At 71.9% G+C, this 13,152-nt stretch carries 18 protein-coding genes and 1 pseudogene; 8 read left to right on the top strand and 11 right to left on the bottom strand.

Annotated elements, in window-relative coordinates:
• Window positions 1-187: pseudogene (locus GA0070558_RS33925) on the bottom strand (IS1380 family transposase); the annotation flags it as partial.
• A gap of 236 nt (window positions 188-423) precedes the next feature.
• On the opposite strand from GA0070558_RS33925, the gene GA0070558_RS25940 reads away from it, so the two are divergent.
• Together GA0070558_RS25940 and GA0070558_RS33015 are read left to right on the top strand one after the other, a co-directional pair.
• On the top strand, window positions 424-690 hold the full coding sequence (locus tag GA0070558_RS25940; protein WP_141722328.1) for a hypothetical protein: 267 nt from the start codon (window positions 424-426) through the stop codon (window positions 688-690).
• A gap of 227 nt (window positions 691-917) precedes the next feature.
• A complete protein-coding gene (locus GA0070558_RS33015; protein WP_141722327.1) occupies window positions 918-1,526 on the top strand; it encodes an Rv1352/Rv1906c domain-containing protein in 609 nt (202 codons plus the stop codon).
• A 510-nt stretch (window positions 1,527-2,036) separates the two neighbouring features.
• On the opposite strand, the gene GA0070558_RS25930 is transcribed toward GA0070558_RS33015, so the two are convergent.
• Entirely contained in the window at window positions 2,037-2,252 is a 216-nt protein-coding gene (locus tag GA0070558_RS25930; RefSeq protein WP_091284421.1) for a winged helix-turn-helix domain-containing protein, read from the bottom strand.
• Window positions 2,253-2,347: 95 nt separating this feature from the next.
• Window positions 2,348-2,749 carry a GntR family transcriptional regulator gene (locus GA0070558_RS25925; protein WP_091284420.1) on the bottom strand — a complete coding sequence of 134 codons (402 nt, stop codon included), beginning with the start codon at window positions 2,747-2,749 and terminating at the stop codon, window positions 2,348-2,350.
• Window positions 2,750-3,199: 450 nt separating this feature from the next.
• On the opposite strand from GA0070558_RS25925, the gene GA0070558_RS34600 reads away from it, so the two are divergent.
• From GA0070558_RS34600 to GA0070558_RS25905, 4 genes are read left to right on the top strand one after another with little or no spacing between them, the layout of a single operon-like run.
• Window positions 3,200-3,334, top strand: a complete 135-nt coding sequence (locus GA0070558_RS34600) for a hypothetical protein (RefSeq protein ID WP_256092125.1) — start codon at window positions 3,200-3,202, stop codon at window positions 3,332-3,334.
• Window positions 3,331-3,525 carry a hypothetical protein gene (locus tag GA0070558_RS34595; RefSeq protein WP_256092124.1) on the top strand — a complete coding sequence of 65 codons (195 nt, stop codon included), beginning with the start codon at window positions 3,331-3,333 and terminating at the stop codon, window positions 3,523-3,525. Before GA0070558_RS34600 ends, GA0070558_RS34595 begins: the two co-directional genes overlap by 4 nt.
• A complete protein-coding gene (locus GA0070558_RS25910; RefSeq protein WP_256092123.1) occupies window positions 3,512-4,720 on the top strand; it encodes a helix-turn-helix domain-containing protein in 1,209 nt (402 codons plus the stop codon). Before GA0070558_RS34595 ends, GA0070558_RS25910 begins: the two co-directional genes overlap by 14 nt.
• Window positions 4,717-4,965 carry a hypothetical protein gene (locus GA0070558_RS25905; RefSeq protein ID WP_091284414.1) on the top strand — a complete coding sequence of 83 codons (249 nt, stop codon included), beginning with the start codon at window positions 4,717-4,719 and terminating at the stop codon, window positions 4,963-4,965. The genes GA0070558_RS25910 and GA0070558_RS25905 overlap by 4 nt, the downstream gene beginning before the upstream one ends.
• A 143-nt stretch (window positions 4,966-5,108) precedes the next feature.
• On the opposite strand, the gene GA0070558_RS25900 is transcribed toward GA0070558_RS25905, so the two are convergent.
• The gene (locus tag GA0070558_RS25900) at window positions 5,109-5,723 is read right to left on the bottom strand and encodes a TetR/AcrR family transcriptional regulator (protein WP_091284412.1); all 615 of its coding nucleotides are present in this window, start codon (window positions 5,721-5,723) and stop codon (window positions 5,109-5,111) included.
• A gap of 80 nt (window positions 5,724-5,803) precedes the next feature.
• Between GA0070558_RS25900 and GA0070558_RS25895 the strand changes: the two genes are divergently transcribed.
• Window positions 5,804-6,676: an NAD(P)H-binding protein gene (locus GA0070558_RS25895; protein ID WP_256092122.1), complete on the top strand. Its 873-nt coding sequence runs from the start codon at window positions 5,804-5,806 to the stop codon at window positions 6,674-6,676.
• A gap of 26 nt (window positions 6,677-6,702) precedes the next feature.
• On the opposite strand, the gene GA0070558_RS25890 is transcribed toward GA0070558_RS25895, so the two are convergent.
• The 6 genes from GA0070558_RS25890 to GA0070558_RS25865 all read right to left on the bottom strand — a co-directional run bounded on the left by GA0070558_RS25890 (window position 6,703) and on the right by GA0070558_RS25865 (window position 11,406).
• The gene (locus GA0070558_RS25890) at window positions 6,703-7,095 is read right to left on the bottom strand and encodes a nuclear transport factor 2 family protein (RefSeq protein WP_077936936.1); all 393 of its coding nucleotides are present in this window, start codon (window positions 7,093-7,095) and stop codon (window positions 6,703-6,705) included.
• A 10-nt stretch (window positions 7,096-7,105) separates the two neighbouring features.
• Window positions 7,106-7,972: a pirin family protein gene (locus GA0070558_RS25885; RefSeq protein WP_091284408.1), complete on the bottom strand. Its 867-nt coding sequence runs from the start codon at window positions 7,970-7,972 to the stop codon at window positions 7,106-7,108.
• A 107-nt stretch (window positions 7,973-8,079) separates the two neighbouring features.
• Complete coding sequence (locus GA0070558_RS25880) at window positions 8,080-8,580, bottom strand: MarR family winged helix-turn-helix transcriptional regulator (RefSeq protein WP_091284406.1); 501 nt, start codon at window positions 8,578-8,580, stop codon at window positions 8,080-8,082.
• A 43-nt stretch (window positions 8,581-8,623) separates the two neighbouring features.
• A complete protein-coding gene (locus GA0070558_RS25875; RefSeq protein WP_091284404.1) occupies window positions 8,624-10,234 on the bottom strand; it encodes an MDR family MFS transporter in 1,611 nt (536 codons plus the stop codon).
• Window positions 10,235-10,266: 32 nt separating this feature from the next.
• Window positions 10,267-10,863, bottom strand: coding sequence for a TetR/AcrR family transcriptional regulator (locus GA0070558_RS25870; protein ID WP_091284402.1), 597 nt, complete (start codon window positions 10,861-10,863; stop codon window positions 10,267-10,269).
• A 75-nt stretch (window positions 10,864-10,938) separates the two neighbouring features.
• Window positions 10,939-11,406, bottom strand: a complete 468-nt coding sequence (locus GA0070558_RS25865) for a MarR family winged helix-turn-helix transcriptional regulator (protein WP_077936941.1) — start codon at window positions 11,404-11,406, stop codon at window positions 10,939-10,941.
• A 109-nt stretch (window positions 11,407-11,515) separates the two neighbouring features.
• Here GA0070558_RS25865 and GA0070558_RS25860 point away from each other — a divergent pair, with 109 nt between their 5' ends.
• Window positions 11,516-12,163, top strand: coding sequence for a ferredoxin--NADP reductase (locus GA0070558_RS25860; protein WP_091284400.1), 648 nt, complete (start codon window positions 11,516-11,518; stop codon window positions 12,161-12,163).
• Here GA0070558_RS25860 and GA0070558_RS25855 read toward each other — a convergent pair.
• A complete protein-coding gene (locus GA0070558_RS25855; protein ID WP_091284397.1) occupies window positions 12,157-13,083 on the bottom strand; it encodes an oxidoreductase in 927 nt (308 codons plus the stop codon). The genes GA0070558_RS25860 and GA0070558_RS25855 overlap by 7 nt on opposite strands.
• Window positions 13,084-13,152 lie beyond the last annotated feature (69 nt).

Below are 13,152 nucleotides of genomic sequence, written 5' to 3'. Positions count from 1 at the left end.
GATCGGTCAACACCCGCCCCCGGTCCCTGCCCGGTGTGAACCCCCGACGCGCCACCGCCTGCGACAACGCCCCGGTCAGACCGGTCCGGTCAGCCAGCGTACGGAGCAACACCAACCCGGCGTGCGACACCACACCACGACCGCCGACCTCGACGGACAACCCTCTGGACCAATCGGTACTCTGCACCTACGAAGTGCCTTCCGCGCGCGGAACTCTGAACGACTCGACACCGGTCAGTTTTCCTTACGCGGCAGGCACTTCGCCGTCTCCGCAGACCCTTCCCAACCCCCAAGATCACGGCAGCCGTGAAAGACCGAGGCTAAGCACTTTCTGCAGCATTGCTCTTGCAGGCGGCGAGCTGCGCCACGAGACCGACGGCTCGACGGACATGGCTGCCTGGGTCCCGATATCCGACGGCCGAGGTGACCGCACCGAGCAGCCGGAGCGGGCAGTCGTCGATGCGGCCCGGGTCGCCGCCGCGGCGGCGCGCGGTCGATCTCCACGAGCAGTTCGTCGGCGGCCTGACCTGGCGGCGGCTGCCGATCTCGCACCGGGCCGCATACCTGGTCGAGCGGCTCACCCGCGAAACTCGGCCGCGAGCCGACCGGCGAGGAACTCGTCGCGGTCGCCGGGTGCTCAAGCCGACCGCGAAGCGCTGGAAGAAGAGCCTGATCACCCCGGCTCAATAGGTAGCCCCTCGGGGGCGGCTCACGCCTGGCAGCACCATCGTCAGGCACGTCAGGGACGGAGTTCGAGGTCAGCGAGAGTACCGCGAAGCGGGCGGTCTGGGGAGCGCGTGAGGCGCGCGCCGCTCTGGGCGACTGACCTCCGGATACGACAGCGGCCCGCCCCACCACGCGGGTTCGTTGTCATATCTGGGACAGCGTCGGTGGACCGCCGCCGCTACGGTGCCCGGATGTCCATGTCCCCCCAGCCGCCGACGGCGCAGCCGAACGTGCGTAAGCGTCAGGCCGTGATCGCTGGCGGAGCCATCGTCGCGGCCCTCGCGATCGCCGTCGGTTCCTACGAGGCCGGTCGCGCCACTTCGGATCCCGAGGCACTTACCGCCACCACCACCCCCAGCCCGAGGTACACCAGGGTGGGAATCGGCTTCCTCTGCGAGAACACGAACGCGTCAGCCGTCGGCGACGACGGCCGCACATACAACTGCGTCTACGCCCAAGGACGGGCTACCTGGCAGCTTCCCACGCCGAGCCCTTCCCCGTCACCATCGTCGGCCCCGGCCAAACCGGCGGCGACGACGAAGCCAGCACCGCCTCCTCCGCCACCCCTGCCGACCATCGATGACGGCACGTGGACCGTGGGCGTCGACTTCCCGCCCGGCACGTACCGGGTGACCGCCCAGGTTTCTTCCGATTGCTACTGGGCGATCACGAAGAGCGGCAGCAACGGGGAGAACATCATCGCCAACGACATCCCGGGAGGGGGCCGCCCGACGGTGGTGCTTCGGAAGGGACAGGAATTCGAGACGAACGACTGTGGCACCTGGGAGAAGCGGAAGTAGCCCAGACAGCACGAAACGCCCCCGCCGGCCGATGGCCAGCGGGGGCGCGAGGTTGGGCGTTAGCCGAACGCTCCGCTGAGGGCCAGATCGGTGACAGTCTGAACAGCGTCGCCAGCGACGGCGGCCAGTGTCGCATCCCCAATCTTGCTCACGACGGCGTGCAGCTTGCCGCTCTTCTTCACCATCTCGACTAGGTCTGGCTCATCGCTGTCGACAGCTGTACGGAGGTCGGCGACGGCCTCAAGAAGCTTCGGCTTGGTGGGCGTCCGCAGTGCGGGCTGCCAACTCCTGCACCTTGTCGAGGAGCGGAAGCACGTCCTCGACGGTCAGGCCCTCTGCCGTGGCCTGCGCCTGAGCGCCGATGGCTACAGGGCCGTTGGCTCCGTGGATCGTCGCGTTGTAAATGTCTCCGAGGTGGGGAATGGGTGGCGTCGGTCCGGTCGAGGGTAAGGCCGAGCGGAATCGGCCAGGAGAAGCGGGTGTCCCCGGTGTCCCGGATGCCGGTGGGCCTTATTCGGCGACGAAGACGCCTACACCCGGCAGGGTCTCGGTCATGCCCTTGATTCGCAGCACCTGCATGGCTCGATCGATCACGGGCTCCGTAACGCCGTAGTGCTCGTTTAACTCTCGGCGGCTGGGCAGCTTGGAGCCAGGCGGAAACTCGCCGGTTGCGATGCGTTTGGCGAGGTCGTCGGCGATCTGCTCGTAGCGGTAACGCGGTGGCACGGTGTTCCCCTGGGTTGCAACACGAGTGGGCCGCCTACGTCAGCCCGTGGGTCAAATGGCACCTATGGGTCATAACCGAGGAGATCGTGGGCCACTTACCTTCCAATGCGGATGCGGTCGGCGGCGTACAGCTCGTGGGAGCCGTCGGCGCGGAAGATCATGATGACCGGGATGCCCTCGCCCATCTCCAGCTCGCGTCGCTCGGCGGGGGTAGGCATCCGGGCGGTGGCCGTGTCGCCCTTGAGGAGCGTCACCGTCTCGGTCGGCTCGGCGGCGCGAACGAAGGTGCCGCGCGGTGGTTGCACGATGACGAGCCCTTCCGACCGCAGTAGCGCTACCGCCTGTCGGACGCTCGTGCGACTCAGCCCGTACTCCTGAGCCATCCGCAGCTCGCTGGGCAGTGGGGCGCCGGGCGCGAGGGCGCCAGACGTGATCCGGTCTCGCAGGAGGTCTGCGAGCTGCCGGAACACGGCGCGATCCGCACTCGGGTCGATCACGAGAGTGACGCTATGTGTCCAACAATTCTACAACCTATTGTATCTACAGTCCTACGTCGTTACGGTGACATGAGCTGCGGCGTTGACCCTGGAAGCCAGGGCAGCGCCCTGCCCCGCCAGAGCAACGAGGGGAGAGCGCGTGTCTCGCGTCTCGTACGAGGAGTACCTGGCAGCCGTCGCGCTCGCCCTGGTGAGACGGCATCGGCCGGTCTGGTCATGGAAGCGCTGGCGGACGGTCTGCCGATGCGGAAGCGAACTGCCCTGCGACGCCGCACACCGGGTTCCGGTCAATCGAGGCCACTGGTCATCGGAGCAGAGCCAAGATGCCCGGCCATCCAGTCAGCCGGGCTCCCGGGAGACGCCGCGATGACTACCCATCTCCCGCTCACACCGGCCTGGACCTGCGGCGGTTGCAGCGCCGACTGGCCGTGTCATGAGCGCCGACAGGAGTTGCGAGCGGAGTTTGACCGCGCCCCGGTGTCGCTGGCCTTCTATCTGGCCGCCCACCTCGTTGACGCCGCCCAAGACCTGACCCACGTCCCCGCCGGCGACCTGTACCAACGATTCCTCGGCTGGACCCGATGAGCATCCCCAAGGAGAAGCAGTTGAGCGGCACACAGCGCGAACCGGCGCAGAGTCGGGGTGAGCAGATCCAGGCGGCCGAGCACGAAGCCGCCAAGCAGCGACTCCTGGCGCAGGCCGAGGCTGAACGGATACCGGCCGAGGAGACCACCCGGGCGGTGCCCGACCGGCGGTGGCGTCGTGGACAGCCTTGAGTCGCTGCCGGTGGGCCGGCGGGTCGCGTACTGGCGGGGTCGGCGGAGGTTGTCGCAGCAGGTGTTCGCCGATCGGCTGGGCAAGTCGAAGAGCTGGGTGGACAAGGTCGAGCGGGGTGTGCGGTCGCTGGACAGGGTGTCGACCCTGCACGACATCGCCGCCGTGCTGCGGATCGAGGCGGCGGTGCTGCTGGGCCGCGACGCCCGGCCCGCCGAGGTGACCGGCCGGATCGAGGGCGTGGAGCGGATCCGGGAGGCGCTGTCGACGTACGACGTCGCGGTGGGACGCCCGGTGGTCGGCTGCCCGGGGGTGCCGGCGGACCGGGTGGCGCGGGATGTCGGGCATGCCTGGATCACCTTTCAGCACGCCCGGTATCCGCGGGTGGCCGAGCTGCTGCCGGAGTTGCTGGCCGGCGCGCAGCGCGCGCATGCCGACGATCCGGGGCGGGGTCGGGCGACGGTGGTGGAGGCGTACCGGCTGACCGCGTCGCTGCTGGTGAAGCTGGGCGAGGCGGATCTTGCCTGGCTGGCCGCCGACCGGGCGATGCTCACCGCGGCCGGCGACCCGGTGCTGGTGGCTGCCGCCACGGTGCAGCTCGGCCAGGTGTTGCGCGCCTCGGGTCGGGTGCGGGCGGCGTTGTCGACGGCGCTGACCGCCGCGTACCGGATCGCCCCGCCGGACCCCGACGACGCCGCACCGGCGGAGCTGTCGCTGTGCGGGACGCTGCTGGTGCAGGGAGCCCTGGCCGCCGCCCGCCACGGCGACGACCGCACGGTCGCCGACCTGCTCGACGAGGCCGCCGCGATGGCCGCCCGGGTCGGCGACGGCCACGACCACCATCGGACCGCGTTCGGGCCGACCGCCGTGGACCTGGCCCGGGTGGCCGCCGCCCTCGACCTCGGCCACGCCCACGACGCCGTCACCTGGCACGAGAAGACGGTCGCGCGCGACGGGTGGCGGTGGCTGCCCGCCGAGCACCGGGCCGCGCACCTGCTGGACGCCGCCCGCGCCTACCTGCACACCGACGACCCGGCCAGCGCCGCCCGCACGCTGGTCGAGGCCGACCGCGTCGCGCCGGCGGAGGTGCGCCACCGCCCCGCCGCCCGCGACATCGTCGCCCAGGTCGCCCGCGACCCGCACGCCCCCGCCACGGTCGTCCAGCTCGCCGCCGCCCTCGGGGTGACCCGAGCATGACCGCGCCGTTCCTGTCCCTGGCGCAGATCCGAAACCGGCTGATCCTCACCGCCCGCTGGGTCCTGCGCGAGCACCGACCCGGGCCCGACGGACGTTGCCCGATCTGCCGCACGGCGGCCTGCCCGCCGGCCACCGCCGCCCGCGACGCCCTCCGCGCCGCCACCCAGGTCTACTTGTGGAGCGCAACGACCCAACCCACGGAACCCGACGGAGACGCCCCGCGCCGGGCCGACGACGCTGGCTGACCGCGATCTTGCACTTTCGGCCCGGGTGAAAGGGGTGAAGCGCCCACCTGAGGGGCCGAAAGTGCAAGATCGGCGCGGCGGGGGGCGAGGGGGAGCGCGGCGGGGGTGCGGCGAGGGGGCAGGGCGGCGGGAGGTGGGGGCGGTCAGAGGTGGTTTGTGGCGCGGCCTAGTTGGGCGAAGGCCAGGTCCGCGTCGGCGACCGCCTCCGGGTGTACGTCGCGTGCGGTGCGCCCGGCGGCGATCTTCTGCCAGTTGGTGCGGGCGAGCACGCGTTGCACCGCGATCACCTGGGCGGCCAGCAGCCGGCCCCGGACGCCGGGGTCGAGGGCGGCGGCCAAGGCGTCCTCGTCGTCGCGCATGTACTGCAGTAGCCGTCCCGCCAGGCTCGGGGTGCCGAACACCAGCCGGTGGAACGCCACCACCTCGGGGTGGTCGTTGAGGCCGGTGACGGGCTCGAAACGGTCGAGGCCGGCGCGGAAGTGCTGGTGCAGGGCCGCGATCGGCGCGGTGCCGGGGCGGCGCTCGCCGACCACGCGCGCGGCCTCGCCGTTGTGGTCCGCGAAGCGGTGCAGGACGAGGTCTTCCTTGGTGGGGAAGTAGCGGAACAGGGTGGGTTTCGACACCTCGGCCGCCGCGGCGATGTCGGACACGGACACCTGGTCGAACCCGCGCGCCAGGAACAGCGAGATCGCCGCGTCGGCGATCGCGTCCCGGGTCCGTGCCTTCTTGCGGGCCCGCAGGCCGACCGGCTCGCTCACCGCGCCAGCGTAACCTTTGTTACCAGGTTGCTTTTGCAACTCGGTAACGTTTGAATGGGCGCATGGGACAGCGTGCTGACGTGAGACCCGCAGGAGGGCCGCCGGTGCTCGTCACCGGGGCGACCGGGCGCATCGGCAGCGCCGTGGTCGATCTGCTGACCGGGGCGGGCGTGCCGGTCCGCGCCCTCGTGCGCCGCGCCGAGTCGGCGGCGACGCTGCCCGCCGACGTCGAGGTCGTCACCGGCGATCTCACCGCGCCCGCGTCGCTCGACGCCGCGCTGCCCGGCGTCGGCGCGGTTTTCCTGGTCTGGACGGCCCCGCCGCAGACCGCGCCGGCCGTCGTCGACCGGCTGGCCGCCCACGCGCGGCGGGTCGTCTACCTGTCCGCGCCGCACCGGACCCCGCACCCGTTCTTTCAGCAGCCGAACCCGATGGCGGCGCTGCACGCCGAAAACGAGCGGCTCATCGCGGCCACCGGGCTCGACGCGACGATCGTCCGGCCGGGCATGTTCGCGTCGAACGCCCTGTCCTGGTGGGCCGCCGCGATCCGGGGCGACGGCGTGGTCCGGTGGCCGTACGGCGCGGCCGAGACCGCCCCCGTCGACGACGGCGACGTGGCCGAGGTCGTCGCGCGGATCCTGCGCGAGGGCGGCCACGTCGGCGGCGACCACGTCCTGACCGGCCCCGAGTCGCTGACCCAGGCCGAGCAGGTGCGCATCGTCGGCGACGCGCTGGGCCGCCGGCTCACGTTCGAGGAGATGACGCCCGACGAGTTCCGGCGCGCCGCCCCGGAGGCCGCGCGCCCGGCCGTGGACATGCTCCTGGCCGCGTGGCGCGCCGCGACGGGACAACCGGCGTGCGTCACCTCCACCGTGGCCGACCTGCTCGGCAGGCCGGCGCGCACCTTCCGCCAGTGGGCCACCGCCCACGCCCCGGAGTTCACCGGTGGCTGACGCCGGTCAGCTCCCGGGCCGCCAGCTCAGTTCTTGAGTGCCTGGGTGAGCACGGCGGTGTCCGCGGTCTGCCACTCCCGGACGAGGCGGCCGTTCTCCACCGTCCAGACGTGGGCGAACCGCGACGCCACCTCGACGCCCTCCTTCGTCACGGCGTGGTAGTGGCCGAGCACGAACACGTGGCCCTGGTCGTCCGCGTAGATCTCGTCGGCCTCGGCGCGCATCGAGCCGAAGAGTTGGAACAGCGGGCCGAAGAAGTCGCCCATCAGGCTCTCGTAGCCGTGGAAGACGCCACCGTACGGGTAGCCCGGGGTGATGTCGACGACGATGTCGGGGTCCATGAGCTTCGCGGCGACGTCCGGGGAGCCGGAGTTCGCGTAGAGCTCGCGGACGAGGTCGATGTTGGCCGAGCTGGTCATGTCGTTCTCCTTAGCGGTCGGTGTCGGCGATCGGTGCGAGGCGGCCCATCTCGCCGGCCCGGTGGCGGGCTGCGGCGGCCTGGATCTGGGCGTGGTCGTTCATGATGAACGGGCCGGCGGTGACCACGGGGTCGCGCACCTCTGCGCCGGCCATGACGAGCAGGTGCGCCGGCTCGGCGGCGGCCAGCGTCACCCGGCCAGCGGCGCCCGTCAGCGCCACGGCGTGCGTACCCCCGACCGGCACGACCCGGTCGGCGGTGCGGGCGGTCACGGTCCCGTCCAGCACGTAGGCGATCGCGTGGTGGGCGGCCGGCAGGTCGAACGGGATCTCGCCGCGCAGGTGGATGTCGAGCAGGGTGAACGGCTCGGTGGGGGACAGCGGCGAGGCGACGCCGGCGTAGGAGCCGACCACGACCCGGACCCGGGTGCCGTCGTCCCCGACCCACTGCGGGACCTCGGCGCCCTGCAGGTGGTGGACCCGGGGCGGGGAGAGCTTGTTGCGGGCGCTCAGGTTGACGAAGATCTGCAGCCCGTGCAGTTCCCGGCCGGGTGTCGCCGGAACCTCCTCGTGGATGACGCCGCTGCCGGCGTCGGTCCAGACGATGCCGCCGGGGCCGACGCGCAGGTCCACGCCGGAGGAGGCGCGGCTGCGCACGTCCCCCGGCGAGTCCTCGAACACGTAGGTCACGGCCGCGAATCCGGCGTGCGGGTGCGGGGAGAACGGAAGGCCGTCGACCCGGAAGTCGTCCAGCACGGCGACCGGCGAAGCGGCGACGCCCAGCTTCTCCAGGTCGACGGAGAGCAGCGAGGTGAAGCCGGGTATGCGCCGCTGCTCGGCCGCCACGACCGGGGAGAGCCCGACCTGAGATGTTGTCATGTCAACAAAGCTAGGGGCCTTACCGTGATACGTCAACAAAACTGGTGTTGGCGAACGACACACCGTGGGTGGCGGCCGGGGCCGCCACCCACGGTGTAAGGGGCAGCTCAGCGGTTGGTCGGGCAGGTGTCGTCGTCGCCCGTCGCCTCGCCGTGCTCGGCGGCCAGGTGCTGCGTGACGACGTCGGCGATGTCGCCGAGGACGTCCAGTTGCTCCGGGGTCAGCAGGTCGACGAAGCAGTGCCGCACCGCGGCCAGGTGGATCGGCGCCGCCGCCGTGATGGCGGCGGCCCCGGCTGCGGTCAGCACCACGTCGAATCCCCGGGCGTCGGCCGGGCACGGGGCCCGCTCGACGGTCCCGCGTGCCTGCATGCGGGCGATCTGGTGGGACAACCGGCTGCGCTCCCAGTCCAGGGCGCGGCACAGGTCCCGGGAGCGGATCCGCTGGCCGGGTGCCTCGGACACGTTCACCAGGACGGCGTAGTCGGCCTCGGTGAGCCCGCACTCCTGGTTGAGCTGCCGGGCCAGCCGAGCGGTCAACGCGGCGCGCAGGTGATGGAAGCCCCGCCACGCGCGGCTCTCGCGCTCGTCCAGCCAGTTGTGCTCCATGCGGCCAGCCTAGCGTTTGTTGACATGTCCCCTGGTCGCCCGCTCAGGCCGAAAGGGCCGGTGCGGGCGCCACGGGCCGTGCGGCGTCGTCCGGGCCGGTCGCGGTGTCCGCGCCCGTCTCGGTGTGGGTGGCGGCGAGCTTCTTCTCCGGCAGCAGCAGCGCCAGCACCAGGCCGGCGGCGAACAGGGGGATCAAATAACCGAACACCGGTGTCAGCGCGTGCTGGTAGGCGGCCACCACGGCCTCCTGCACCGCGGGCGGCAGCGAGTGCACGGCCGCCGGGGTGAGCGAGTCGGTGTTGCCGACCGCGCCGGCCGCGCCGCCGGAGAGCCGGAGGGCGAGCTGGTCGCTGAGCCGGCTGGTGAAGATCGCCCCGACGGCGGCGCTGCCGAGGGTGGCCCCGATCTCCCGGAAGAAGCTGTTCGCCGAGGTGGCGGTGCCGACGGCGGCGGCGGGGAAGTCGTTCTGCACGGCGAGGACGAGATTCTGCATGATCAGGCCGAGCCCGGCGCCGAGCAGGAAGATGTAGGAGCAGACCGCCCAGAGGGAGGTGTGCACGTCGAGGGTGGACAGCAGCAGGGCCGCCACGCCCAGCAGGACGGTGCCGATGATCGGATAGATCTTGTAGCGACCGGTCCGGCTGATGAGCTGCCCGGAGGGCAGGGCGGTGCCCATGATGCCGACGACCATCGGGATGAGCAGCAGGCCGGATTCGGTGGCGCTCACCGCGTAGACCATCTGCAGGTACGTCGGCAGGTAGACGATGACGGCGAACATGCCCACGCCGACCGTGATCAGGCTGAGCAGGGTGGCCAGGTTGAAGATCCGGCTGCGGAACAGCCACAGCGGGATGATCGGCTCGGCGGCCCGGCGCTGCGACAGGAAGAACAGCACCCAGCCGAGCGCGGCGCCGGCGGCCAGGCCCAGGATCAGCGGGTCGGTCCAGGCGTACTGCGTGCCACCCCAGACGGCGACCAGGACGGTGGCGGTGACCGAGGCGGCCATCAGGGTGATGCCGACGTAGTCGATGGAGACCTGGCTGCTTCGGCGCGGCAGGCGCAGGGCGAACGCGGAGATCGCCAGGGCGACGAGACCGACGGGCAGGTTGATCCAGAACGCCCAGCGCCAGTCGGCGTGGTCGGTGAAGTAGCCGCCGAGCAGGGGGCCGACCACGGAGGAGAGTCCGAAGACCGCGCCGATCGGGGCCATGTAGCGGGCGCGCTGCCGGGGCGGGACGAGGTCGGCGATGATCGCCTGGGAGGTGATCATCAGTCCGCCGCCGCCGAGCCCCTGCACCGCCCGGCCGATGATGAGCATGGTCATGCTGGAGGCGGCGCCGGCGATCAGGGAACCGGCGAGGAAGATGCCGATGCCGCTGAGGAACAGGGTCTTGCGGCCGATCAGGTCGCCGAAGCGACCGTACAGCGGCATGGCGATGGTGGCGGCGAGGATGTACGCGGTGGTCACCCACGCCATGTGGCTGACCCCGTTGAGCTCGCCGACGATCGTGGGCAGTGCGGTCGACACGATGGTCTGGTCGAGCGAGGCGAGCAGCATGGTGGCCATGAGGCCGGTGAAGATCAGGGCGAAGTGCGGCGGGAGGGTGAACGATCCACGCTCCCGGGTCGCTGTGGGCGCTTCGGTGTCGGTCATCGGGGTCTCCGGGTCTCCGGGTAGGGGTGAGGTCAGCGGGCGAGCAGGGCGCGCAGCGTGGTCACGGCGCGCTCGACGTACGGGACGGGGTCGTCGTCCTCGCCGGTGGTGAAGTTCTCCATGCCGGTCCTGACGACGGCCATCGCGAGGCCGGCGATCAGGCGGGGCATCTCGTCCTGCGGCTGGTCGCCGGTGCGCGCGGCGACGGTCACGGCCAGCTGCCGTTGGAATCCCTCGAAACCGGCGAGCATGGCGGCGAGGACCCCGGGATGTTCCTTGCCAAGGGCGAACATCGCGTGCAGCCCACCGCGCTCGGGTGGGTGGCGGGCCATGTCGCGCAGGAGCAGGCCGACCAGGTCCAGGAGCACGTCGCCCGGCTCTGCGGGGCCGGCGGCGGTGAACGCGGCGACGTCGTCGTCGGGCGGCATCGGCGGCATCGCGATGACCGCCGCCTCCTTGCTCGGGAAGTAGTTGAAGAAGGTCCGGGTGGAGACGCCCGCCTCGGCGCTGATCATCTCCACGGTCACCTTGGCGAAGCCCCGCTCGCGGGCGAGCCGCAGCGCGGCCTCCTGGATCTCGCGGTGCGTCTGACGGCGGCGTCGCTCTCGTAGTCCTTCGGTCCTGGTCATGCAGCCAATGTTGCACTCAGTGCAAAGACTTCACCAACTGTATGTTGTGCGCGTCACGCATCGGGTTGGTCGGCCTCACGGATGGTCGGGGCAGGTCGACTCCGTGGGCGGGTTGCCGGCCGACATCGCCGTCAGGATCCGCCGCAGGTGGTCGCGGTCCGTGTCGGTCAGGGCCCCGAACAGCGCCTCGCTCATCCGGTCGATCGACGCGTGGACCTCCGCGACCGCCGTCCTGCCGTGCGCGGAGATGGTGACGATGTGCCGGCGGCGGTCGGCGGGGTCGCGGCGGCGCTCGACCATGCCGTCGCCCTCCAGGTCGTTGAGCAGGCCCACCAGCACGCTGGCATCGACGTTGAGCTGCTCCAGCAGCTCCTGCTGCCCGGCGGCGCCCCGGCGCTCCAGGAGCAGCAGGACGTTCGCGTGTCGGGGCCGCAGCCGCGACGACGCGAGCTGGCGTTGCAGGAGCTCCCGGGCCCGTTCGCCGGCCTGCGAGAGCAGCACCGGCAGGGGGACGCCTGGCTCCGGGTTCGAGGCGGAGGTCACGCCACGAAGCTACCATTCCGCTGACCATCGGCGCGGTCAGATAGTTGTGGAACCTCAACGATCTGCTACGTTGAACGAAAGGCGTCCTGCCGCACCCCCAGGAGGAGTCATGGGTCTTCTCTCGTCCACCCCGCTCGAGTTCGCCGACCGCTGGACGGAGGACGACGGCGTGGCGGTCTTCGCGTTCACTCCCACCAGGCCCTTCCGGCACATCGCCGGACAGCACGGCCTCTTCGCCGTCAAGGGCGGGGGAGCCAAGCCGTTCTCCCTGGCCTCGGCGCCCGAGGACGACCAGGTCGTGCTCGCCACCAGGCTCGAATCCGGCAGCCGGTTCAAGAAGGCGCTCGCGGCGCTGCGACCCGGCGACCGGGTCACGATGCGGGGCCCGATCATGAAGTTCACCCTGGACGGGGCCGGCGACGACGTCGTCTTCCTCGCCCAGGGGGTGGGGATCACGCCGTTCCGCTCCCTGCTGCGTCACATCTCCGCCGCCGGGCTCGGCGTCCGCAGCACGCTGCTGCACGTCGGGGACGGGCACGCGTTCAAGACCGAGACGGAGCAACTCGCCAGCGACGCCCGCTACCACCGGGACCGCGAGGGCTTCGCGGTCGACCTCAAGCAGGTCGCCACGAACGCCCCCGCCGCCACCTACTACGTCTCCGGAGTGCCGCAGTTCATCGCCGAGATGAGCGCCGCGCTCAAGGACCTCGGCATCGGGCGCAAGCAGATCCGCAAGGACAACTTCCGCGGCTACTGACGGTCCCGGCCGGCGAGCGGGCCGCCGACGCCGGTCAGCTCCTCGGCCGCCGCCCAGAGCCGCTTCCCGGCCGCCGGGTCGGCGGCCCCGCGACCGAGCCGGGCCTCGGCGACCGGCCCCCACGTCTCCCACAGCCGGGCCGGCCCGAAGAACTGGCCGCCCCGCACGCCCGGCGCCGTCGCCGCGTGCAACTGCGGCAGCGCGCCCTGCTGCGCCGGCTGGGTGGTCAGCAGGCCGAGCCGCGCGACCGCCCGCCCGGCCCGGCCCCGGTGCGCCCAGGCGCGCGGGGTCAGGTTGGTGCGGGTGAGCCCGGGATGGGCCAGCACGCTGACGACCGGCGACCCGGCGGCGCGCAGCCGGCGGTCCAGCTCCACGCCGAAGACCGTGGTGGCGAGCTTGGACCGGCCGTAGGCGGCCGACCCCCGGTAGTTGCGCTCGTACATCAGGTCGGCGAAGTCGAGGCGCGCGGTGCGGTGGGTGAGCGAGCTGAGGCTGATCACCCGGGCCTGCCGCGCCGCCGCCAGGCTCTCCAGCAGCAGGCCGGTCAGCGCGAAGTGCCCCAGCAGGTTGGTGGCGAGGTGCAGCTCGAAGCCGTCGGCGGAGGTGCGGCGGGGGCCGAGCAGCACCGCACCGGCGTTGTTGACCAGCAGGTCGATGCGCGGGTGGTCGGCGACCAGCGTCGCCGCGAAGGCGCGCACGGAGGCGAGGGAGGCCAGGTCCAGCTCGCGTACCTCGGTCTCGCCGCCGATGCGGCGGGCGGCCTCCCGGCCGGCGGCGGTGTCGCGGACGGCGAGCACGACGCGCGCGCCGTGGCGGGCCAGCTCGGTGGCGGTGACCAGGCCGAGGCCCGAGTTCGCGCCGGTCACGACGGCGATCCGGCCGCGCTGGTCGGGGATGTGGTCGGCGGTCCATGCGGTCATCTGCGGCTCCTCGAAGCGTCGGTGCGGCAGACGCTAGGCGGGGCGCGGGCCGGCTCCGGCGTTCCCGGT

Source organism: Micromonospora haikouensis, assembly GCF_900091595.1.
GTDB lineage: Bacteria > Actinomycetota > Actinomycetes > Mycobacteriales > Micromonosporaceae > Micromonospora > Micromonospora haikouensis.
Note: the sequence above shows the minus strand (reverse complement) of the source record. Positions and strands in the feature narration are given on the sequence as shown.